This is a genomic window from Cloacibacterium normanense, from assembly GCF_002943105.1.
Taxonomy (GTDB): Bacteria; Bacteroidota; Bacteroidia; order Flavobacteriales; family Weeksellaceae; genus Cloacibacterium.
Genome location: NZ_PTPZ01000004.1, coordinates 184,443 through 204,707, shown reverse-complemented (window position 1 = coordinate 204,707; position 20,265 = coordinate 184,443). Strand labels below are relative to the sequence as shown.

At 31.3% G+C, this 20,265-nt stretch carries 20 protein-coding genes and 1 tRNA gene; 10 read left to right on the top strand and 11 right to left on the bottom strand.

Going from position 1 to position 20,265, the window contains the following annotated elements:
* The 4 genes from C3729_RS08640 to C3729_RS08625 form a co-directional block, all read right to left on the bottom strand.
* Entirely contained in the window at positions 1 to 591 is a 591-nt protein-coding gene (locus C3729_RS08640; RefSeq protein ID WP_104793797.1) for a ferritin-like domain-containing protein, read from the bottom strand.
* A 100-nt stretch (positions 592 to 691) separates the two neighbouring features.
* A complete protein-coding gene (gene yaaA, locus C3729_RS08635; protein ID WP_104793796.1) occupies positions 692 to 1,453 on the bottom strand; it encodes a peroxide stress protein YaaA in 762 nt (253 codons plus the stop codon).
* 245 nt (positions 1,454 to 1,698) lie between these two features.
* A complete protein-coding gene (locus C3729_RS08630; protein WP_104793795.1) occupies positions 1,699 to 2,310 on the bottom strand; it encodes an L-threonylcarbamoyladenylate synthase in 612 nt (203 codons plus the stop codon).
* 59 nt (positions 2,311 to 2,369) lie between these two features.
* Positions 2,370 to 2,442 (bottom strand) — tRNA-Met (locus C3729_RS08625).
* Between the two features lie 222 nt (positions 2,443 to 2,664).
* Between C3729_RS08625 and C3729_RS08620 the strand changes: the two genes are divergently transcribed.
* From C3729_RS08620 to C3729_RS08605, 4 genes are all read left to right on the top strand, one after another.
* The gene (locus tag C3729_RS08620; RefSeq protein ID WP_133159966.1) at positions 2,665 to 4,077 is read left to right on the top strand and encodes a CotH kinase family protein; all 1,413 of its coding nucleotides are present in this window, start codon (positions 2,665 to 2,667) and stop codon (positions 4,075 to 4,077) included.
* A 179-nt stretch (positions 4,078 to 4,256) separates the two neighbouring features.
* Positions 4,257 to 4,616: a BlaI/MecI/CopY family transcriptional regulator gene (locus C3729_RS08615; RefSeq protein ID WP_104793793.1), complete on the top strand. Its 360-nt coding sequence runs from the start codon at positions 4,257 to 4,259 to the stop codon at positions 4,614 to 4,616.
* A 66-nt stretch (positions 4,617 to 4,682) separates the two neighbouring features.
* A complete protein-coding gene (locus C3729_RS08610; RefSeq protein ID WP_104793792.1) occupies positions 4,683 to 6,575 on the top strand; it encodes a M56 family metallopeptidase in 1,893 nt (630 codons plus the stop codon).
* A gap of 57 nt (positions 6,576 to 6,632) precedes the next feature.
* Complete coding sequence (locus tag C3729_RS08605; RefSeq protein ID WP_104793791.1) at positions 6,633 to 7,493, top strand: GLPGLI family protein; 861 nt, start codon at positions 6,633 to 6,635, stop codon at positions 7,491 to 7,493.
* 63 nt (positions 7,494 to 7,556) lie between these two features.
* Here C3729_RS08605 and fsa read toward each other — a convergent pair whose 3' ends face one another.
* The gene (gene fsa, locus C3729_RS08600; RefSeq protein ID WP_069798232.1) at positions 7,557 to 8,210 is read right to left on the bottom strand and encodes a fructose-6-phosphate aldolase; all 654 of its coding nucleotides are present in this window, start codon (positions 8,208 to 8,210) and stop codon (positions 7,557 to 7,559) included.
* Positions 8,211 to 8,252: 42 nt separating this feature from the next.
* Entirely contained in the window at positions 8,253 to 8,399 is a 147-nt protein-coding gene (locus tag C3729_RS13230; protein ID WP_165785749.1) for a hypothetical protein, read from the bottom strand.
* Between the two features lie 67 nt (positions 8,400 to 8,466).
* Between C3729_RS13230 and pepE the strand changes: the two genes are divergently transcribed.
* Positions 8,467 to 9,159, top strand: a complete 693-nt coding sequence (gene pepE, locus C3729_RS08595) for a dipeptidase PepE (protein WP_104793790.1) — start codon at positions 8,467 to 8,469, stop codon at positions 9,157 to 9,159.
* Between the two features lie 79 nt (positions 9,160 to 9,238).
* Here the strand turns inward: pepE and C3729_RS08590 are convergent, their stop codons facing one another.
* Positions 9,239 to 9,649 (bottom strand): acyl-CoA thioesterase, encoded by a 411-nt coding sequence (locus C3729_RS08590; RefSeq protein ID WP_104793789.1) that lies wholly within the window; start codon positions 9,647 to 9,649, stop codon positions 9,239 to 9,241.
* Positions 9,650 to 9,786: 137 nt separating this feature from the next.
* Between C3729_RS08590 and dnaA the strand changes: the two genes are divergently transcribed.
* From dnaA to C3729_RS08575, 3 genes are all read left to right on the top strand, one after another.
* A complete protein-coding gene (dnaA, locus tag C3729_RS08585) occupies positions 9,787 to 11,238 on the top strand; it encodes a chromosomal replication initiator protein DnaA (RefSeq protein WP_104793788.1) in 1,452 nt (483 codons plus the stop codon).
* Between the two features lie 97 nt (positions 11,239 to 11,335).
* Entirely contained in the window at positions 11,336 to 11,794 is a 459-nt protein-coding gene (locus tag C3729_RS08580) for a low molecular weight protein-tyrosine-phosphatase (protein ID WP_104793787.1), read from the top strand.
* Between the two features lie 49 nt (positions 11,795 to 11,843).
* Positions 11,844 to 12,542, top strand: coding sequence for an SAM-dependent methyltransferase (locus C3729_RS08575; protein WP_104793786.1), 699 nt, complete (start codon positions 11,844 to 11,846; stop codon positions 12,540 to 12,542).
* Positions 12,543 to 12,544: 2 nt separating this feature from the next.
* Here the strand turns inward: C3729_RS08575 and C3729_RS08570 are convergent, their stop codons facing one another.
* Together C3729_RS08570 and C3729_RS08565 are read right to left on the bottom strand one after the other, a co-directional pair.
* On the bottom strand, positions 12,545 to 12,970 hold the full coding sequence (locus C3729_RS08570; RefSeq protein ID WP_104793785.1) for a hypothetical protein: 426 nt from the start codon (positions 12,968 to 12,970) through the stop codon (positions 12,545 to 12,547).
* A 155-nt stretch (positions 12,971 to 13,125) separates the two neighbouring features.
* Positions 13,126 to 13,599: a DUF962 domain-containing protein gene (locus tag C3729_RS08565; RefSeq protein WP_104793784.1), complete on the bottom strand. Its 474-nt coding sequence runs from the start codon at positions 13,597 to 13,599 to the stop codon at positions 13,126 to 13,128.
* Positions 13,600 to 13,697: 98 nt separating this feature from the next.
* On the opposite strand from C3729_RS08565, the gene C3729_RS08560 reads away from it, so the two are divergent.
* Positions 13,698 to 14,402 carry a class I SAM-dependent methyltransferase gene (locus tag C3729_RS08560; protein ID WP_104793783.1) on the top strand — a complete coding sequence of 235 codons (705 nt, stop codon included), beginning with the start codon at positions 13,698 to 13,700 and terminating at the stop codon, positions 14,400 to 14,402.
* 3 nt (positions 14,403 to 14,405) lie between these two features.
* On the opposite strand, the gene C3729_RS08555 is transcribed toward C3729_RS08560, so the two are convergent.
* Together C3729_RS08555 and metG are read right to left on the bottom strand one after the other, a co-directional pair.
* On the bottom strand, positions 14,406 to 14,819 hold the full coding sequence (locus tag C3729_RS08555; protein ID WP_133159965.1) for a hypothetical protein: 414 nt from the start codon (positions 14,817 to 14,819) through the stop codon (positions 14,406 to 14,408).
* A gap of 309 nt (positions 14,820 to 15,128) precedes the next feature.
* Positions 15,129 to 17,162, bottom strand: a complete 2,034-nt coding sequence (metG, locus tag C3729_RS08550; protein ID WP_104793781.1) for a methionine--tRNA ligase — start codon at positions 17,160 to 17,162, stop codon at positions 15,129 to 15,131.
* Positions 17,163 to 17,525: 363 nt separating this feature from the next.
* Here metG and C3729_RS08545 point away from each other — a divergent pair, with 363 nt between their 5' ends.
* Positions 17,526 to 20,249 carry a SusC/RagA family TonB-linked outer membrane protein gene (locus C3729_RS08545; protein WP_104793780.1) on the top strand — a complete coding sequence of 908 codons (2,724 nt, stop codon included), beginning with the start codon at positions 17,526 to 17,528 and terminating at the stop codon, positions 20,247 to 20,249.
* Positions 20,250 to 20,265: the final 16 nt, after the last annotated feature.

Genomic DNA, 20,265 nt, shown 5'->3' with positions numbered 1-20,265 from the left:
TTATTTTGCTTTAGTATTCAGATTGGTATCTGCAATTTGAGTTAAATGTTCGTCACATTTTTTCTCTTCTTCTAAAGTGGCTAATAATAATTTTAAGCTTTGTTTGTATCCTAATACTTTTGCAAAAGCTGCGAGTGTACCATAAGAAGCAATTTCGTAATGTTCCATTTTTTGAGCTGCAGCAATGATTCCTGCATCTCTTACTGCACCCATTTCTGTTTCTTCCATAATGCCTTTTCCTTCTTCTAATAAGCCTTTCATGGCATCACAAACAGCAGCTTGTGGTTTTTTTCCTAATTCTTTGAAACAATCTTCAATTCTTTTAATTTGATTTTCTGTTTCTTTCATGTGGTCTTCTAAAGACTTTTTGAGTTCTGCAGAACTTGCATTTTTATGCATTTTCGGCATGTTTTTTAGGAGATTTTTCTCTGCCCAATACAAGTCTTTTAGTCCATCTTCAAATAAATCTGTTAAATCTTTTGCAGCGTCTTTTTTAGCAGGAACTTTTTCTGCTTTTACAGTTTTTACTGCAGTAGTTTTAGGAGTTGAAGTTTTAGTTGTCGTCTTTTTTGTTTTTGTAAGAGTTGCCATACTTATCTTTTTTTAATTAATAATTTGTGATTGTGATATGGCAAATTTCTATCTTTCCAAAGGACTTTTTCTTATATTTTATTTGAAAATCATTATAAAATTACCTTACAAAAACCAATTTTTGGTCTGTTGATAATTCTTCGTTAATCAAATAATTTTCATAGTTAAACGCTTTTACATCATTCAATGTTTTGGCATTGGTTTCAGCGCAAAATCTAGCGACTAAACCTCTCGCATGTTTGGTGTAAACTACGATGGTTTTCAGTTTTCCGTTCGGTTGAGTTTGGTAAAATTCAAAATCTACAACAGGATTGTTGAGTTTTTTTCTGTTGATGACTTTCCCGTATTCATTACTTGCTAGATTGAGCAATAATTCATTTTTTTTAAGTTCTGAGTTGATTTGTTCTGTGATTTTTTCACTCCAAAATTCATATAGATTTTTATAATGCTCAAATTCGAAATTTCTTCCCATTTCTAAACGGTAAAGCATTACTTTGTCTGATGGTTTTAATAATCCATACAAACCAGAAAGTATTCTGTGATTTTTTTGAAGATAATCCACAGCGTCTTTGCTTAACGTTTTCGCATCAAGACCTCTGTAAACTTCTCCTGTAAAAGCAAAAAGGGCAGGAGCAGATTCTTTGGCAGTTGGTTTTGGTTTCCAAACTTGGTTTCTGTGCCAGTTTTCATCTGCTAATTTTGCTGAAATTTCCATTAATTCTGATAAATATTGTGGACTTTTTTCTTTGAGATAAGAATGTATTAAAGTCGCTTCTTCTATGAATTTTGGAGTGGTAGATTTCAAAAATTCTGTAGAATTTTCTACATTCATCAGTTTTGCTGGAGAAGTAATGATTTTCATAAAAATTTTAAATTATGAATTTTGAATTTTAGATTTTGAATGTTCAAAAATAAGACAAATTTTGATTTTTCCCGACTATTATTATCATAGACGAAAAATGCGCCCCGACTGAAACGGAACTCTTTTTGCGAAATGTAATGTAGCAAAAAAGTGGGAGCGGAAAGCGGAAACCTAACGAAGTGGTTCGACGACTTTAGGAGTCAAATTGACGCCCGAAGTTTTCGACTTCGCTCAGACTGACACTTTTACAGAATTCCTTTTCCTTCACGTAAAATTTCTGGTTCACCGCTAGTTAAATCTACAATGGTAGAAGCTACATTATCTCCATAGCCAGAATCGATGACAATGTCTACCAAATGGTCGTATTTCTCTGCAATGAGTTCTGGGTCGGTAGAATATTCTATGACTTCGTCATCATCTTTTATGGAAGTAGAAGCAATGGGATGACCTAATTTTTCCACAATTAACTGCGGAATTGGGTGGTCTGGAACTCTAATTCCTACGGTTTTTTTGCCTTTGTAAGTCAATGGTAAATTTTTATTGGCTTCTAAAATAAAGGTGAAAGGTCCTGGAATTTTAGATTTTAAAAGTCTGAAAGTAGACGTTTCGATAGGACGAGTAAATTCTGAAAGATGGCTGAGATTGTTACAAATAATAGAAAATTGCGCTTTGTCTAGTGTAGTATTTTTAAGTCGAGCGAGTTTTTCCATGGCTTTTACATTGTAAATATCACAACCCAACGCATAAACTGTGTCTGAAGGATAAATAATCAATCCACCATCTTGCAACGTTTTAATTACCTCATTCATGTAATTTTCTTGAGGATTATCTGGATATATTTTCAGGATTTTTGCCATACTCAAAGGTAAGAAATAAAAAAGAGAATCAAAAATTTTTGATTCTCTTCTTAACTTAGTAGCGAGAACAGGACTCGAACCTGTGACCTTCGGGTTATGAGCCCGACGAGCTACCTACTGCTCCATCTCGCGTTATTGTGGTGCAAAGATACGAATAAATTTTAAAATTGCAAATCTTAATTGAAAATTGAATTTAAGGAATTGAAAATGAGCTAGAAAAATTTTATTTCAAGTTTTAAAAATAAGAAAAAGTAGGCTAATAGAGTAGTGGAATACACAGAAAAGCCATTAAAAATCATTCAGAATTATTATTTCAATCATTTTCTTTGTCTTAATTTAGCTGAAAATTTAGCAATGAAAAAGTTTTTTCTGTTCAGTATTCTTTTACTTTTAGTCACTTGTAGAAATCAAGAAGAGAACAATCCTATCACTCCAGATCCTCCGTTGTTTCAACAGGCTTATCAACCGCCTTATTTTCAAACAGATTCTCAAAAATTCATTTATGATATTGATGCATTGCCCGAAATTACGGTAGAAGTTTCTCTTGCAGAATGGAATAAATTTTTGAATTATTACGACCAAAATCCCAATAATGAAGAATATGTAACCGGGAAATTCACTTGGCTTAAAAACGGAACTACAGAAATTTTAGATAATATAGGATTAAGATTGAAAGGAAATACCAGCAGAAGAAGACCGGAAGGAAATCCCGGAGAAACGCATAATGCGACCAATCCAGATTGGCATCATGCAAGTTTTACCGTGAGTTTCAAGAAATATAATAAATCCCAACTCTTTCATAATTCAGAAAAAGTAGTGTTGAAATGGTTTAAAGATGATGCCATGTATGCCAGAGAAATCTATTCTTATGATTTATTTGAGAAATTTGGAGTTTGGACTGCACCACAATCCAGTTATTGTAAACTCACCATTAAAGTGACTGGAGATAACAAAGCCGCTTATTTTGGAGTTTATCAGTTGCAAGAACCTGTTGACGATGTTTATTTAGCCAATAGAAGTACGTTTTTTTCTACGACTGGAAATTTATGGAAAGCAAATTGGGGAGCGAGTTTTAAAGATGCTTCCACTTCGAATATGGGAATTGAAGATGTGACTTTAACGTATACCAATACACCAATTTACGATTACAAAGGAAGTAAATCTAATTTGGAGACAGCCAAAACACAATTAGCAGATTTCATCACGAATGTTAATTCCAAAAATGGAGATGATTTTAAAACTTATATTTCACAAAAAATGGATGTCAATCTGTTTTTGAAAACTTACGCCGTAAATGTAATGGTAGGAATGTGGGACGATTATTGGAATAATTCTAATAATTTTTATTTCTATTTTGATGCTGCAGGAAAATTTTATTTCATTCCTTATGATTATGACAATACTTTGGGAACATCTCTTCTGATGACAGATTCTGGCATTCAGAATCCTTTAACTTGGGGAAAAAGTGACCAAAATCCTTTGGTTTCAAAAGTTTTATCTATTCCTGAATACAAAACTCAATATGTAAAATACCTCAATGATTTGATTGACAAAAAATACGATTTATTTTATCTCGATTACAGTCAACAAAGAATTCAAAAGTGGCAAAATATGATTTCCGCACACGTTTCAAATGATACTGGCGAAGATATGACCATTACAGATGTTCCTGCTTCTTGGGGGAATTGTGGTTTTTACCGATTAAGAGGCAATAGTTCTACCGATAATTATTTCGTGCGAAAGGCTTCAAGTATTCCTAAAAATTAATTTATTTCATTGATTTTCATTACATTATAAAAATTTAACAATATTTTAACTAATTTTTTAGTGATAAAAGAAAATCTTTTCTAAATTTGTATCACTAAATTATTAGTTATGATTTCTTTTTTGTTAAATTTGATTTTAGAAATAGTTAATTTTTTCTTATCAATAATGATGTAATGATTATGACAGCAAAAACACTTACAAAAGCAGAAGAACAAGTAATGCAATATCTTTGGGAGCTAGAAAAAGGTTTCTTAAAAGATATATTAGAGCTTTTTCCAGAACCGAAACCTCATACCAACACTGTTTCTACCATTTTAAAAATTTTGATGGAAAAAGAGTTTGTAGGGCATTATGTTCACGGAAGACAACACGAATATTTCCCGCTTATTTCTAAAGAAACCTACAGCGGAAAATCCATAAAAAGTTTGGTGAAGAACTATTTTGAAGGTTCTTACAGAAACGCTGTTTCATTTTTGGTAGAAAAAAATGAGATGAGTGTAGAAGATTTAGAGATGCTTCTAAAAGAACTGAAAAAATAATGAGTAAGAAGTGTAACAGCTTCGTCATTCGCAATTACTTATTAATCAACACTTAAAACAAAAACTATGGAAACAATATTCCTGTATTTCGGAAAGATGATTTTAGTTTCGGCAGTGATGTCGGCGTATTATCTTTTGTTTCTTCGCGACAAAACTTTTCACCATTATAACAGATTTTACCTTCTGGGAACGATGGTTTTAAGTCTTTTGTTGCCGCTTTTAAAAGTAGAATATTTTACTATAGAAACTGATAGTAGAATTTTATTATTGCTGAATCAATTCAACCAAAATTCTTCTCAAGAAGTTGGAATTTCTTTCAATTTTTGGAATTTTGGAGCTTTGATTTTAGGAATAGTTTCCTTTTTTCTTTTGGCTAAATTAACTTTAGGATTGGTGAAAATTCATCAACTCAAAAAAGAATTTCCGAAGGAAAGCATAGAAGGAATTACCTTTTATAACACCAATTTGCATGATGCTCCGTTTTCGTTTTTTAGAAATTTGTTTTGGAAAAAATCGATTCTGATCAACTCAGATTTAGGAAAACAAATCCTGAAACACGAAATGGTACACATAGAACAAAAACACAGTTTTGATAAACTGTTTGTCCAAATTATTCAATCGCTGTTTTGGTTTAATCCAATTTTTTACTTCATCAAAAAAGAAATCACCCTTATTCATGAATATTTGGCAGACAAGAAAGCTGTGAAAAACGCGGACACTAGAGCATTTGCGCAGATGCTTTTGGCGAGTAATTTCTCCGGAAATGTATTGCCTGCAACCAGTCCGTTTTTATCATCAAACCTTAAAAAACGACTAAAAATGCTTACACAAAAAAATACAAAATACAGTTATGCGCGTAGAATTTTGGCTTTGCCAATTCTTTTCGGGGTTTCCTTTGCGCTATTGGTTAATGCTAAAAATATAGAAATCAAAAAGCAAAATAAAGCCATAGAAGTTGCGGTTCAGGAACTTAAAAAAGATACTGTTAAAGAAAAAGATGTGCAAAAACTGTTAGAAGCTCAACAGGCGAAAATTAATAAAGCTTCTGAAAAAATTAAAAAAGAGAACGAAAAAATAGCTACACTTAGCGAACAAACTCGTAAAAAATCTGAAGAGTTACAGAAAATTGCTAAAGAAAAAGGTGCAGATAGTTATGATTATGAACTGAAAGCCAAAGAATTAGAAAATCTTGGAAACGAAATTGATAGAATTGCTAATTCTGATGGATATAAAGATGAAATATCTTTTTTGATGGAGATGAAAAACGGTTTAGATCAAATTGAAGGATTTAAACTAAATAATTTAGAATTTAATAAAGAATTAGATAATGGTTTAGAATATAAAATTTTTGTTGATAATACAAGTAATAATTTTTCTTCAATGAAAGAATTAGAGAAAAAGCTTAATTCTAAAGAATTTAAAAATGGAATAGTAAAAATTAAAAAAGTTGAATTTCATAAAAAAAATGATGGAAAAGTTCAGTCATTTCCGCCGATGAATATTGAGAATTTTAACTGGACTGATAAATCTAAACTTTCTAAAGCACAACAGAAAAAACTAGAAAAACTTTCAAAAGAAAGAAGAGATTTGGCACAAAAACAAGCAGAACTCGCCAAGAAACAAGCCGAAATTGCCAAACAACAGGCAGAAATTTCTAGAAAATATGCTCAGAACAATCCTTGGATAATTACTGTAGATGCTAATGTCCCAAAAGATGGAGTAGTAAATGTTTCCGCAGATAAAATAAAGTATAATTTAACAACTAAAAATAGTGAAGTTGAAGGATTAAAATCAATGAAAGTTTTCTCGGATAAATCGATTAAATATTATATCAATGGTAAACTTTCTACCAAAGAAGAAATGGATAAATTAAATCCTAATGATATCGCTACGGTAAACGTAAATAAAAACGTGAATAATGGCAAAGAAGAAGGCGAAATAAGAATTCAAACCAAATAAAAACTTAAAATCCTTCAAGTTTAAAAATCTTGAAGGATTTTTTAAATTAATACACCTATGAAAAAATTACTTTTTACTTTTTTATTGATTTCAGCAGTCTTTTCGGCGCAGAATAGATTTATCTATGATTATAAATTTGTGACGGATTCTACCAACAAAGCGGACGTGAAATCAGAACTTATGTATCTGGATATTTCGGAGAAAGGCTCTAAGTTTTACAGTAGAGAAGTTTATGTTTCAGATTCTATCATGACGGCAGCTTTTGAGAAGCAAATAAAAGCAACGGGAAGCATGAATGTAGATATGAAAGCTATGTCTATGAGAAAAGGCAGTGTACGCTATAAAATTCACAAAAATTATCCTTCTTTCGAAACGTATTCATTAACCAGAAGCGGAATGGATGCTTATAAAGTTTGGGACAAAAGAAAAATTCAATGGAAAATTCTTCCAGAAAAACAAAAAATAGGAGAGTTCGAAGCGCAAAAAGCGGTTACAGAATTTGCAGGAAGAAAATGGACAGTTTGGTTTACCGAGGAATTGCCTTTTCAAGATGGTCCGTATAAATTTAGAGGATTGCCAGGATTGATTGTGAAACTAGAAGATGCTACTCAATCTCACGTTTTTGAACTAAAAGCAGTAGGGAAATATAAAGAGGAAATTCAAAAAGTTTCTGAATTTGTAGGTAATGATAAATATATAGAAGTCAATCAAGAGCAATACAAAAAGATATTTCTAGAAGACCGAAATGATCCAGCAAAATCCATGAAAATGGCGATGGCAAATGGAGCAGTACTTCAGTTCAGAGACCAAAACGGAAACGAAATTTCTGCATCGGAAATGATTAAAAGAAGGGAACAACAAGTCAAAGAAAATAATAAGCGAGACAACAATCTTTTAGAGTTAGACTTGCTTCAATAAAAAATGAAAAATCCTGAAAATCTAAATTTTCAGGATTTTTTTATGTTTAATTTTTAGCAAAAATTACATCATCTTTTTAGAATCTGCAATAAACTGAGCTAAACCGTTGTCAGTTAAAGGGTGTTTTAGTAAAGATAAAATCGGAGCAAGAGGTGTAGTTACTACATCTGCACCAATCTTAGCACAGTTGATAATGTGCATAGAATGACGAATAGAAGCTGCTAAAATTTCAGTTTTGTAATCGTAGTTATCAAAAATAATTCTAATTTCTTCGATTAATGCTAATCCGTCTGTAGAAACATCATCTAATCTTCCTAAGAAAGGAGAAACGTAAGTAGCACCAGCTTTTGCAGCAAGAAGCGCTTGTCCAGCAGAAAAAATTAAAGTACAGTTGGTTTTAATTCCTTTATCTGTAAAATATTTTAATGCTTTAATTCCGTCTTTAATCATAGGAATTTTTACCACGATGTTTGGGTGAATTGCAGCCAATTCTTCTCCTTCTTTAATCATTTCTTCGTAAGTGGTACTTAGAACTTCCGCAGAAATATCACCATCTACGATTTCGCAAATCGTTTTGTAGTGATTTTTAATTGCTTCAGCTCCAGAAATGCCTTCTTTCGCCATTAAACTTGGATTGGTCGTAACACCGTCTAGAATTCCTAAATCTTGTGCCTCTCTAATTTGGTCTAGATTAGCTGTATCAATAAAAAATTTCATGTTAAAATTATTTTTTGCAAAGATAATGATTAGGGATTAGTTTTAAGGAATTAGTTTATAGTTTTTTTGGCGCACATTTCCAGCTTTCGCTACTCGCTTCCCAAAAAATCCAAACCAAAACCTTTGCTTTTTTTGGGAGAGCTCAAACATGCCGCTCAATCTGGGGCGCAATTTTGGTTCAATTTTCATATTTTTCACATAAATTTGCCGACTAATATTTAACATTTATAACTTATCACTCATCATTTATAACTCCATGAACGTTTTATTAGCTTCTACCTCTTCACTTTTTGGTGGGAAATATTTAGAATATATCAAAGAAGAAATTGCCGAATTATTCAGCGGAATAGACGAAATTATCTTTATTCCTTTTGCAAGACCCAGCGGAATTTCACATGAAGAATACACGCAAATTGCGAGAGATTTTTTTGAACAAATTAATATTAAGGTAAAAGGATTGCATGAATTCGAGGATAAAATGGCAGCGGTAAAAGAAGCAAAAGGCTTTTTTACAGGTGGAGGAAATACTTTTCTCCTCGTGAAAACCTTACACGAAGAAAATTTAATGACTGTTTTAGCAGAAAATGTAAAATCTGGTAAACCGTATTTAGGAACTTCTGCAGGAAGCAATATTGCAGGCCTTAACATGAAAACTACGAACGATATGCCAATTGTATATCCGCCAAGTTTTGACTGTATGGGATTGGTTCCGTTTAATATCAATCCACATTATTTAGACCCAAATCCAAATTTGAAGCACAACGGAGAAACAAGAGAAACCAGAATTAAAGAATTCCTTACTCAAAATGAGGTAAAAGTAGTTGGTTTAAGAGAAGGGAACTGGATTAGAGTTCTTGGTGATAAAATTACAACAGAAGGAACGCAATTGACTAGAATTTTTGAAAAAGGAAAAGAACCGTATGAATTAGAATCTGGAAAATTCTTGTAAAATCTTGATAAAGAATTTGGTAAAATAAAAAGTGAAATGATTTTTGTCATCTCACTTTTTTATTTTTGTTTTTTTTTGCTTATTCCTTCCAATTTTCTTGGATGAGTTCCATTAAGAAATCAGGACATCTAGACACTTTGTTGGTTGTAGCGTCTAAGAAAAATAGAGTAGTAGATGCTTCTGTGATTTTTTGTTTAGAATCATTATAAATTTCATATTCAAATTCTATTTTTACTCCCGGAACTTTTTTTACATACGTATGAATTTCTAAAATTTCGTCATAAAAAGCAGGTTTTAAATACTTGATTTTATACTCTGAAACAGGTAGCCAAATCCCACGTTTTTCGATTTCATCGTATGAAATTCCCAGGGTTCTAAACAGCTCAACTCTAGCAACTTCTAGGTATTCTGCATAGTTGCCATAGTAGACATATTTCATAGGATCTGTTTCTCCGTAACGTACTCGTAATGTGTGAGTTGTGTGTATCATTTTAACTTTTCTTTAATACATACAAATATATTTTTAAAAAAGCAATACCCCAAAAATTTTTTTAAGAAAAAATTATTTTTCATATTTGTCTTCCCGATAAAAATAATCAGAGAAAACTATTTAGCAGACTTATAATGATGGATCAAAACTTAGGCTTGATTTGGGAACGTTGTCTTAAATTTATGCGAGACAATTTGAGCGCTTCCGAACATGAAGATGTAAAAAAACTAGAACACTCGTTTGACTTATTGTTTGACAGAGTACAGCCTATGTCATTGATTAACCATAACCTTACGTTATTGGTTCCTTCTGACTTCTATAAAGAATATATAGAAGAAAATTACCTTTCTCTACTCTCTGCAGCTCTTAAAAAAAATATCGGAAAAGGAGTTAAATTGTGGTATTCTGTAATGGAAAATAAACCACAAGGATTAGAAAAACCTGCTACTCAAAATTATAAAGGAATTTCTGTACAAGCTCCGAAAGTTCAAGAGGTGCTTCCTACCTCAGTTTCTAAAAATTTAGTGAATCCTTTTGTAGTTCCAGGAATTAAAAAGGTAAACATAGATGCTAACCTTAACCCAAATTTATCATTTGATAATTTTGTGGAAGGAGAAAGCAATAAATTTGCATATACAGTTGCTAAAACCATTGCTAAAAGACCAGGTGCAACTTCTTTTAACCCATTATTCATTCATGGTGGAGTAGGTGTAGGAAAAACGCACTTAGCTCATGCAATTGGTTTAGATATTAAACAGAATCTTCCAGATAAAGTTGTCTTATATTTATCATCAGAAAAATTTATCCAGCAATTTGTTTCTGCGGCTAAGGCTCAAAATAAAACAGATTTTGGTAATTTTTACCAAATGGTAGATGTTTTGATTATCGATGATATTCAATTCCTTTCTGGTAAGGCTGCAACTCAGGATATGTTCTTCCATATTTTTGATCATTTACATCAAAACGGAAAGCAGATTATCTTAACTTCTGATAAAGCTCCTGCAGATATTCAGGATATTCAAGAAAGAATTGTTTCTCGTTTTAAATGGGGATTAAGTGCAGAAGTAAAATCTCCAGATTTTGATACGAGAAAGAAAATTATCGTAGATAAACTTCACAGAGACGGTATTGTTTTAAAAGATGATATGGTAGATTTTTTAGCTGGAGAAGTGAAATCTAACGTGAGAGAACTGATTGGTGTGATTAATTCTGTAATTGCGCATTCCATGATTTCTAAATCAGATTTAAGTCTAGATTTATTGAAAGAAACCATTAACAAGATTGCGGCAAATCAAAAGAAAACCATCAATATTCCATACATTCAAGAAGTGGTTTGCGAATATTTCGGGATTCAGAGAGAGCAATTGCTGTCTAAAACCAGAAAAAGAGAAATTGCATTGCCTAGACAATTAGCCATGTATTTTGCGAAAGAATATACCAATGCTACTTTTACCAAAATTGGCGAAGAAATGGGCGGAAAAGACCATTCTACGGTAATGTATGCTTGTGAAACCATCAGAGATGTTTCTAAAATTGACAAAGAACTGAAGAAATATCTAAAAGAAATTAAAGATAAAATCTTTGAATAAAATTTAGGTCTTTGACCTATTGATAATAAAAATATTGAGGAATTTTTTAAATGTTAGATTTGAAAAATTCCTTTTTTAATTAAATTACGACTTACTTATGAAAATTTTAATGGTTTGTTTAGGGAATATATGCAGAAGTCCATTAGCAGAAGGAATTTTGCGTTCTAAAATTTCAGAAAAACATACGGTTGTAAGTGCAGGAACGATTTCTTTTCATGAAGGAGAACATCCTGATAAACGTTCAACCAAAATTGCCAAAGAATATGGCGTAGATATTTCTCATCAAAGAGCTAATTACTTCACCGAAAAGCATTTAGAAGACTTTGATAAGATTTTTTGCATGGATTTAAAAAATTTAGAAGATGTATTGTCAAAAGCCAATTCTGAGGAACAGAGAATTAAAGTTTCTTTGATTATGGAAGAAGCTGGCGTTTTATCTGATGAAAAAATAGAAGTTCCAGATCCGTATTATGGCGATATGAGTGATTTCGAAAAGGTGTATCAAATGTTAGATCAAGCTTGTGAAGCGATTGCTGAAAAGTACAACTTGAAGTAAAATTTCTAAAAATTGATTACTTTTATCTCTAATTAAATTTTTTTAAAACATGTTGTTTCTAATCCCAGCTTATTTATCCGAAGAATCTCCGATAGACTATTTTGCACCATCGATTAAAGAATACATTCTAAAAACCGATTATTTTTTCGTGGAAAACGAAAAAACAGCCAGAAAAGTCATTAAATTTTTTGCCCCCGAGAAAAAACAAAGTGATTTAAAGCTTTTTCTTTTGGATAAATATTCTGAATCTAATGATTTAAAAGAAGCACAAAAACTCATGAAATCTGGTCAGGATTTTGGTTTGCTTTCTGAAGCAGGATTGCCTTGTATTGCAGATCCTGGAAATCTAATGGTGAAATGGTGTCATGAAAACAACATAAAAGTTATCCCAATTAATGGGCCGAGTTCTATCATTTTAGCTCTAATTTCGAGTGGTTTTAATGGTCAGGAATTTACCTTTCACGGATATTTGCCAATAGATAAGGAGCAAAAGAAAAAGCAGATTCTCTTTCTAGAAAATCAAGTTCAAAAGTCAGGATATTCTCAGATTTTTATGGAAACACCGTACAGAAATAATCAGCTTTTAGAAGATTTAATTAAATTTCTTAATCCAAATACCAAACTTTGCATCGCTGCAAATATCAATCATCCAACGGAAGAATTTATCAAAACCTTAAAAATCTCTGATTGGAAAAATAAAAAACCGGAACTTCATAAAATTCCGGCAGTATTTGTTTTGGGGAGATAAACTTATTTTTTCTTGTAAGTAGAAGTGTATCCGTTGTTTGCATCGTCACTCCAAACTAAGTTCACTCCATCATTATTGATAATCATTTTATCAGGATAATTAGAAAAATCTATATATAATCTATCTAAATGTTCTAGATTAGAAACGTTTTTGTAAAGTGAAAAAGTCCCTTCATTGGTAACTGTTCCGTTAGTAGTAATGGTGTATTTTTTATCTGCGCCAAAGTTGAAAACTATATTATTTCCAGTAGAAGTAGGCGTTTCAGTAGTATTTCCAACTCCACCTATAGAAGAAACCCATTCCCAATTTCCTACTAAAGGTGTTACATCTTCTGTGTCATCTTCTCCTCTACAAGAAATCACAGAAAATAATGCGATGAATAAAACAATTAAAGGTTTAATTAGGAAGTTATTTTGAGAATCTTTCATTTTTTAACTTTTTATATTTAAGACAAATTTAAATGTTTTTTTTGATAAATTCTTAATGAAATTTATCATATTTCATTTATGTGATAAAATAATTTGTGATTTTTGCATTGTTTTGATTAGTTTGATTTCATTTATTTTTGTGAATAATTAATTGATTAATATTTTATTCCGATTTTCTTTAATATAAAATGCAAAAGCCAAATTGGTCCAATCAACAAAAACTGTAAATCCTTTAAGAAACTCGGTTTTTTACCTTCAATTTTATGACCGATGAACTGAAAAATCCATGTGATAACAAAAATGTAGAGATAAATAATCCAAGAATTTTCTTTAAAATGTACATTGATTGCATACGCAAAATGTTCCATTAAAAGCATTATTAAAAGCATGATTAAAGAAATTCTCCATGAAAGAGTAAAGTAAAAAATACTTACCAAAACAAGCGCAACAATACTGGCAACGCTGATGCAACCAAAGTAAGACGCGCAAAAATGAGGCGTAGGAATAAGACTGATAAATCCTACTATAGTAAAGAAAATTAAAGGAACGCAAATCCAATGAATGAATTTATTCGTTTGGTTATGGTGACTTTCTGCGTATTCTGCGAAAAGTTGGTCTATTTTTCTCATATTTTTTTAAATTTTACTAAAAGTAATAAATCCTTTCTAAAGTCAGAATATTTTTTGAAATTTTAAATTATGTGATTCCTAATTAATATTTTTGCAAAATGAAAGACTTAATGGGACGCGCGATTTGGGATTATTATTACGATGAAAATCCTGAAGATTTACAAACCGAAACTTCTATCTCAGAACTGGATGATTTGCCAGTTTCTTATCTTTTCAGAGATTATCAAGAAATGAATGCTTTAGAAAAAAAAGCATTGGATTTATCTTTTGGTAAGGTTCTAGATGTAGGTTCTGGAGCGGGTTCACATAGCCTTTATCTGCAAAATGAAAGAAAATTAGAAGTAACTGCACTAGATATTTCTCCGAAATCTATTGAAGTTTGTAAAGCAAGAGGTGTGAAAAATGCCATCTGCGAAGATTTCCTTCAATTTTCTGAAAAGAATTTTGATACTGTTCTGCTTCTCATGAATGGTACTGGGATTTTTCAAAGTCTAGAACACATTGACCAATATTTGCAAAAACTGAAAAGTTTAGTTGCTGAAAACGGACAAATTTTCATAGACAGTACAGATATTCTGTATATGTATGACCAAGATGAAGATGGAGGAGTGCTTGTTCCTGCTACTGGTTATTACGGAGAATTAGATTATTATTTGCATTACAATGGAGAATCTGAACTGCCTATGAAATGGTTGTATTTAGATTTTGATACCTTAGAAAATGCTGCGATTGCTAATGGTTTTAAAATTCAAAAAATTGAACAACTAGAAGATTCTTATTTGGCTCAACTTACGTTAAAGTAAGGTTTATTCTACATTCCAAAGTAGAAAATTGATGATGTCTATTCTTTTTCTTTGGTTTTCATCAAATAAATCTTGAAAAATTTCAAAACGATAAGGAACCGTCAATGCAAATTTATCACGATTGATTTCATCTGTGATTTTAGAAAGTTCTATATAGGTTTCATTAGGGATTTGTTTAGAAATTTCTAGGAAAATAGCATTGTATTTTTGTTTTTCTTCGTCTGAGATTTTTTCATCAGATAAAAGATTTCCTCTGTTAAAGAAAACTGCGTTGATATCTGGATAAGATTCACCTAAAGACTTTAGAGTAATGGCTTTGTAAAGTTCATCGTCATTAGAAATTTTATTAATTATTTTTAACTCATTATTAATTTTAGCAAAATAATTTATACTTAATTTTTTTAAGTTTTGTTTCAATTCATATGATAAATTTAGACTTTTTCTTTTGTTAAGATAATTTGCTTTTAACTTATATTTTTGTTGCTGATAAAAATTAATTCTTCTATCAGAATCATTTAACAATAAATTTTGAGCTTTAAAATTCCCCAATCCAAAAAATAAAAAGCAAAGTAGAAGTGATTTTAAAAGTTTCAAGGTAATACATTTAACTTTGTCAAAGATTCCTTTGCTTCGCAAAAACTTTGACAAAGTGTGATATTCAAAAATAAAAAAAGATTTCGGAAATATCTCCGAAATCTTTAATTATTTAATTGATTAATTTTTTTATTATCCAACCTCAATTCCGTTTTCTACGGTTTCATCAGGAGTTACGAAACTCAATTTTCCATCAGGTTTGGTTGTTAAAAGTAACATTCCTTGAGATTCTATTCCACGTATTTTTCTTGGAGCAAGATTTAATAAAATCATCACTTGTTTTCCTACCACTTCTTCTGGAGTAAAACTCTCTGCAATCCCAGAAACTACGGTTCTTACATCCACTCCAGTATCTACTTTTAGTTTTAATAATTTATCTGCTTTTTCTACTTTTTCAGCTTCTAAAATAGTGGCAGTTCTTAAATCTATTTTGGTAAAATCGTCAAAAGTGATTTCTTCTTTCATAGGATTTGCTTTAGGATTGGTTTTTGCGTTTGATATTTTGGTGTTTTCTAATTTTTGGATTTGGAAATCTATGGTTTCGTCTTCAATTTTTGAGAAAAGAAGCGAACTTTCATTGATTGTGTGTCCAGTTTTTACAAGAATTTGAGCATTTTCCACTTCTTTCCAAGAAATTTTCTCGGTATTGAACATTTTTAATAATTTTTCTGAAGAAAAAGGCATGAAAGGCTCGCATAATTGAGCTAAACCAACCGCAATTTGTGCTCCTACAAACAATGTGTTTGCTGCTTTTTCAGGATTGTCTTTGATGGTTTTCCAAGGTTCTTCGGTTTGTAAATATTGATTTCCGAAACGTGCTAAATTCATTAAAGCTGATAATGCATTTCTGAATTCATATTTGCTTAAATATTCATTAATTTCTTTTGCGGCTTTAGAAATTTCAGAAAGTTCTTCTGCATTTTCATTTCCGGCAGGAATTACGCCATCATAATATTTGTGGATGAGCACAGCAACTCTATTGATGAAATTCCCGAAAATTCCAACTAATTCAGAATTATTTTTAGTTTGGAAATCCTTCCAAGTAAAGTTATTATCCTTAGTTTCTGGTGCTGAAGAAAGCAATGCGTAACGCAAAACGTCTTGTTGACCTGGGAATTCTTCTACATATTCATGCGCCCAAACTGCCCAGTTTCTAGAGGTAGAAATTTTATCATTTTCAAGATTTAAAAATTCAAAAGCAGGAACATTACTTGGCATAATATAATCTCCGTGAGCCTTCATCATTGCTGGGAAAATAATACAGTGAAACACAATATTATCTTTACCAATAAAGTGAATTAAGTCTGAATCTTCAGATTGCCAATAATCTTCCCAGTTTTTGCCGTTTTTAGCTGCCCATTCTTTGGTGAAAGAAATGTAGCCGATTGGCGCATCAAACCAAACGTAAAGTACTTTGCCTTCTGCATCTGGAAGTGGAACTTGTACCCCCCAATTTAAATCTCTGGTCATTGCTCTAGGTTTCAAGCCATCATTCAACCAAGATTTTACCTGTCCGTAAACATTGGGTTTCCAATCGTCTTTATGACCTTCTAAAATCCACTCGTTTAAGAAATCTTCATATTCATTTAATGGAAGATACCAGTTTTTAGTTTCTTTAAGTACAGGAATATTTCCACTCAATGCAGATTTTGGATTAATCAATTCTGAAGGAGAAAGCGTGGAACCGCATTTTTCGCATTGGTCTCCATAAGCTCCATCATTTCCACATTTTGGGCAAGTTCCTACAATGTATCTGTCTGCCAAAAATTCGCCAGCTTGCTCATCATAATATTGTTCTGAAACTTCTTCGGTGAATTGTCCGTTTTCGTACATTTTCAAGAAGAAATCTTGAGAAGTTTTTTTATGATTTTCTGAAGAAGTTCTAGAATATTCATCAAATGAAATTCCTAAGTCTTCAAAAGATTTTTTTATGATTGTGTGATATTTATCTACAATATCTTGAGGCGTTATGCCTTCTTTTTTTGCTCTAATGGTAATAGGAATTCCGTGTTCATCAGAACCACAGATAAAAGCGACATCGCTTCCTAATCTTCTTTGGAAACGTGCGAAAACATCAGCAGGAATGTATACTCCAGCTAAATGACCGATATGTACAGGACCGTTTGCATAGGGTAATGCAGCGGTAATCATTTTTCTCTTCTGCATGGAAAATTTTTTTGCAAAGATAAGATTTTGTTTGCCTTTTTGGAAAATTTTGACTTCTTGGTTGTTTTTTTGGTAAAAATTTTGGTTGTTAACATTTGTTTAACATGCGAATTTGCTAAACATTTGTTTGAAATATTGCGAAATTCTTTATTGTCTCACTGGTGAGATAATAGATTTTATTACATTGTTAATCAGTGTTTTATGGTTTAATTAATACAAAAGTGACTGATTCTTATCATGAATAATTAACAATTTTTATATAAATTTAATAAATATTTAAAAATTTCATAAATTGGCAGTGCCTAATTGTGATAGCAATTAAGCGATGTGAAAAATGAATATTAATCCTTAAATTTTATTTTTGTGAGAAACTATAGTAAAGTTTTAAAAATTGCTCCAGCTTTTTTATTGGCAGGAACAATTATGCTAGAAGCTCAACAAAGAGATTCAATTAAACAAAAAGACATTGAACAAGTTGTGCTTATTGGTTATGGAGCTAAAAAGAAGTCTGATTTAACAGGGTCTATTACAGCCTTAAGTGAAAAAGATTTTAATAAGGGAGCTATTACAAGTGCGGAAGGTTTATTAAATGGTAGAACCTCTGGGGTTGTTGTAACTCAGTCTGGTACACCAGGTAATGATGCCGTAATTAGAGTAAGGGGCGGTTCTTCTCTATTAAGTAGTAATGATCCTTTAATTGTTATTGATGGTTTGCCAGTAGAAGGCGGATTGTCCTCAATTAACCCTAATGATATTGAATCTTTTTCAATATTAAAAGATGCTTCTTCTACTGCAATTTATGGTAACAGAGGTTCTAATGGTGTAATTTTAATTACTACAAAAAAAGGTTCTAAAAAGAAATTACAAGTTTCTTTTAATTCTTTTACTACGTATAATACATTAGCTAAGAATGTTGATGTGTATAATGGAGATCAGTTCAGGGAAATTATTAATACAATGGCTCCTGATAAAGCGAATTTATTGGGGACATCTAATACAAATTGGCAAGATTTAATCTTTAGAAACACAGCTTCTTTTGATAGTAATTTGTCTTTAATGGGCAACTTATTTGATAAGATTCCATCTAGATTAAGTATTGGTCATACAGAAAATGAAGGTCTTCTTTTGACATCTAATTACAAAAGATCAACAGCTTCTTTTACTTTGAACCCAACTTTATTTGATAATCATTTAAAGCTTAATATTTCTGGTAATTATACTTATGCGTTTAGAACAAACGCTGATGAAGGTGCTATTGGTAGCGCAATATCTTATGACCCTACCCAAAGTCCTTATGATGCACAAACACCTTTTGCTGGTTATAGAGAATGGTATCAGCAAGATGGAGCTAAATACTTTTTCCGTGGTACATCAAACCCACTATCTCAGTTATTAGAGAGAAGAAATATTGGTAATCATCATAGATTTTATGGAAACATTAACTTAGATTATAAATTTCACTTTTTACCAGAGTTAAGATTAATTGTAAATGCAGGTATAGATAAACAAGAAGGTGATGGCAAAACAGAAATTAGTTCTTTTGCAAGAGCAGGTTACTGGAATGGTTTACCTGTAGGTAATTTTACTGAAACAAACTATGATAATTTTAACAAAAATCTCAATACTCAGTTAAACTATACTAAAAACTTTGGTAAACTAAGTTTTGATTTATTAGGAGGTTATGAGTATCAAAATTTTGATTATAAAAATTACAATTCTGCCAATCAATTATTATATGTACTAGATCCTAATAACAACGTTGCGGATACTTACACTGATCCAGGTGTTAACCTGCAAGCATTTTTTGGAAGATTAAATTTAGGATGGAATAATAACAGATATTTACTAACTGTAAATTATAGAAGAGATGGTTCTTCTAGATTTTCTAAAGATAATAGATGGGGTAACTTTGGAGGTGCAGCATTTGCCTGGAAGATGCATGAAGACTTATTTAAAGACAATAGTACTATTAATGAGCTGAAACTAAGATTAAGTGTTGGTGCTGTAGGTCAACAAGATATTGGTGGATATAAGATAGATTACTTTAAACAGTATGATGTTTCTACCAATGCCTACTATCAATTTGGTACGGGAGCGAATACATATTACTTAATAGCAAGGCCAAAAGGATACAATCAAAATCTAACTTGGGAATCTAGCACAAAATATAATGCTGGTTTAGATTTTTCATTATTTAGCAGAAGATTATCTGGAAATGTAGATGTTTATTTGGCAGATACTAAAGATTTATTATCCATAGTTGCGGAAGGAGCATTACAGAATTTAAGAGTCTTAGGTCCTAAAAACATTGGTTCTCTACAATCTAAAGGTTTAGATTTTAATTTAAACTATCAAATGTTTAAAAAAGAGAATTTTACTTTAGATGTTAACTACAACTTAAGTTATAATCATTTAGAAATTACAGAATTATTTACCGATAATATTCCACAAGGAGGAGTGGGACTTGGTGGTTATGTACAGACTCACAAAGTTGGTCTAGCTCCATTTTCTTATTGGGTATATCAACAGGTTTATGATAGTACAGGCAAGCCAATTGAAGGAGTGTATGTAGATAGAAATGGTGATGGTACAATAGACAGTTTTGATAAATATAATTACAAAAAACCTCAAGCAGACGTTACAATGGGCTTAATGATTGATGGTACATTTATGAAAAACTGGGATTACTCAATGGCTTGGAGAGCAAGTTTTGGTAACTATGTATATGATCAAGTAAATGCTGATAGAGCATACTTTTCAACAATTAATAATGTTGTAGATAATACCTTAGCAAATTCACCTTTAGATTTTGCAAAAACAGGATTTGCTTTTGCTAATAAAGAAAGTGATTACTATATTAAAAATGCAAGCTATCTAAAATTAGACAATGTTACTTTAGGTTATACCATTAAGAATAACAACTTCATTGGTGATAGAACCTCTTTAAGAATATACGGAGGTGTGCAAAACGCATTAATTATAAGTGATTATAAAGGATTAGACCCAGAAGTCTTCAATAATGGTCTAGATGGAGTAATTTACCCTAGAGCTAGAATGTATATGCTTGGAGTAAACGTTAATTTTTAATTTAATCAATTTAAAA

Excerpts from the sequence above, each read along its gene's own strand:
- yaaA (WP_104793796.1), bottom strand. The coding sequence starts at position 1,453 with ATGAAAATCATTACTTCTCCAGCAAAACTGATGAATGTAGAAAATTCT.
- metG (WP_104793781.1), bottom strand. The coding sequence starts at position 17,162 with ATGCAGAAGAGAAAAATGATTACCGCTGCATTACCCTATGCAAACGGT.
- C3729_RS08580 (WP_104793787.1), top strand. The coding sequence starts at position 11,336 with ATGAAAATTTTAATGGTTTGTTTAGGGAATATATGCAGAAGTCCATTA.
- C3729_RS08640 (WP_104793797.1), bottom strand. The coding sequence starts at position 591 with ATGGCAACTCTTACAAAAACAAAAAAGACGACAACTAAAACTTCAACT.
- C3729_RS08605 (WP_104793791.1), top strand. The coding sequence starts at position 6,633 with ATGAAAAAATTACTTTTTACTTTTTTATTGATTTCAGCAGTCTTTTCG.
- C3729_RS08575 (WP_104793786.1), top strand. The coding sequence starts at position 11,844 with ATGTTGTTTCTAATCCCAGCTTATTTATCCGAAGAATCTCCGATAGAC.
- C3729_RS08610 (WP_104793792.1), top strand. The coding sequence starts at position 4,683 with ATGGAAACAATATTCCTGTATTTCGGAAAGATGATTTTAGTTTCGGCA.
- pepE (WP_104793790.1), top strand. The coding sequence starts at position 8,467 with ATGAACGTTTTATTAGCTTCTACCTCTTCACTTTTTGGTGGGAAATAT.
- C3729_RS08615 (WP_104793793.1), top strand. The coding sequence starts at position 4,257 with ATGACAGCAAAAACACTTACAAAAGCAGAAGAACAAGTAATGCAATAT.
- C3729_RS08620 (WP_133159966.1), top strand. The coding sequence starts at position 2,665 with ATGAAAAAGTTTTTTCTGTTCAGTATTCTTTTACTTTTAGTCACTTGT.
- C3729_RS08570 (WP_104793785.1), bottom strand. The coding sequence starts at position 12,970 with ATGAAAGATTCTCAAAATAACTTCCTAATTAAACCTTTAATTGTTTTA.
- C3729_RS08630 (WP_104793795.1), bottom strand. The coding sequence starts at position 2,310 with ATGGCAAAAATCCTGAAAATATATCCAGATAATCCTCAAGAAAATTAC.
- fsa (WP_069798232.1), bottom strand. The coding sequence starts at position 8,210 with ATGAAATTTTTTATTGATACAGCTAATCTAGACCAAATTAGAGAGGCA.
- dnaA (WP_104793788.1), top strand. The coding sequence starts at position 9,787 with ATGGATCAAAACTTAGGCTTGATTTGGGAACGTTGTCTTAAATTTATG.
- C3729_RS08590 (WP_104793789.1), bottom strand. The coding sequence starts at position 9,649 with ATGATACACACAACTCACACATTACGAGTACGTTACGGAGAAACAGAT.
- C3729_RS13230 (WP_165785749.1), bottom strand. The coding sequence starts at position 8,399 with ATGAAAATTGAACCAAAATTGCGCCCCAGATTGAGCGGCATGTTTGAG.
- C3729_RS08565 (WP_104793784.1), bottom strand. The coding sequence starts at position 13,599 with ATGAGAAAAATAGACCAACTTTTCGCAGAATACGCAGAAAGTCACCAT.
- C3729_RS08560 (WP_104793783.1), top strand. The coding sequence starts at position 13,698 with ATGAAAGACTTAATGGGACGCGCGATTTGGGATTATTATTACGATGAA.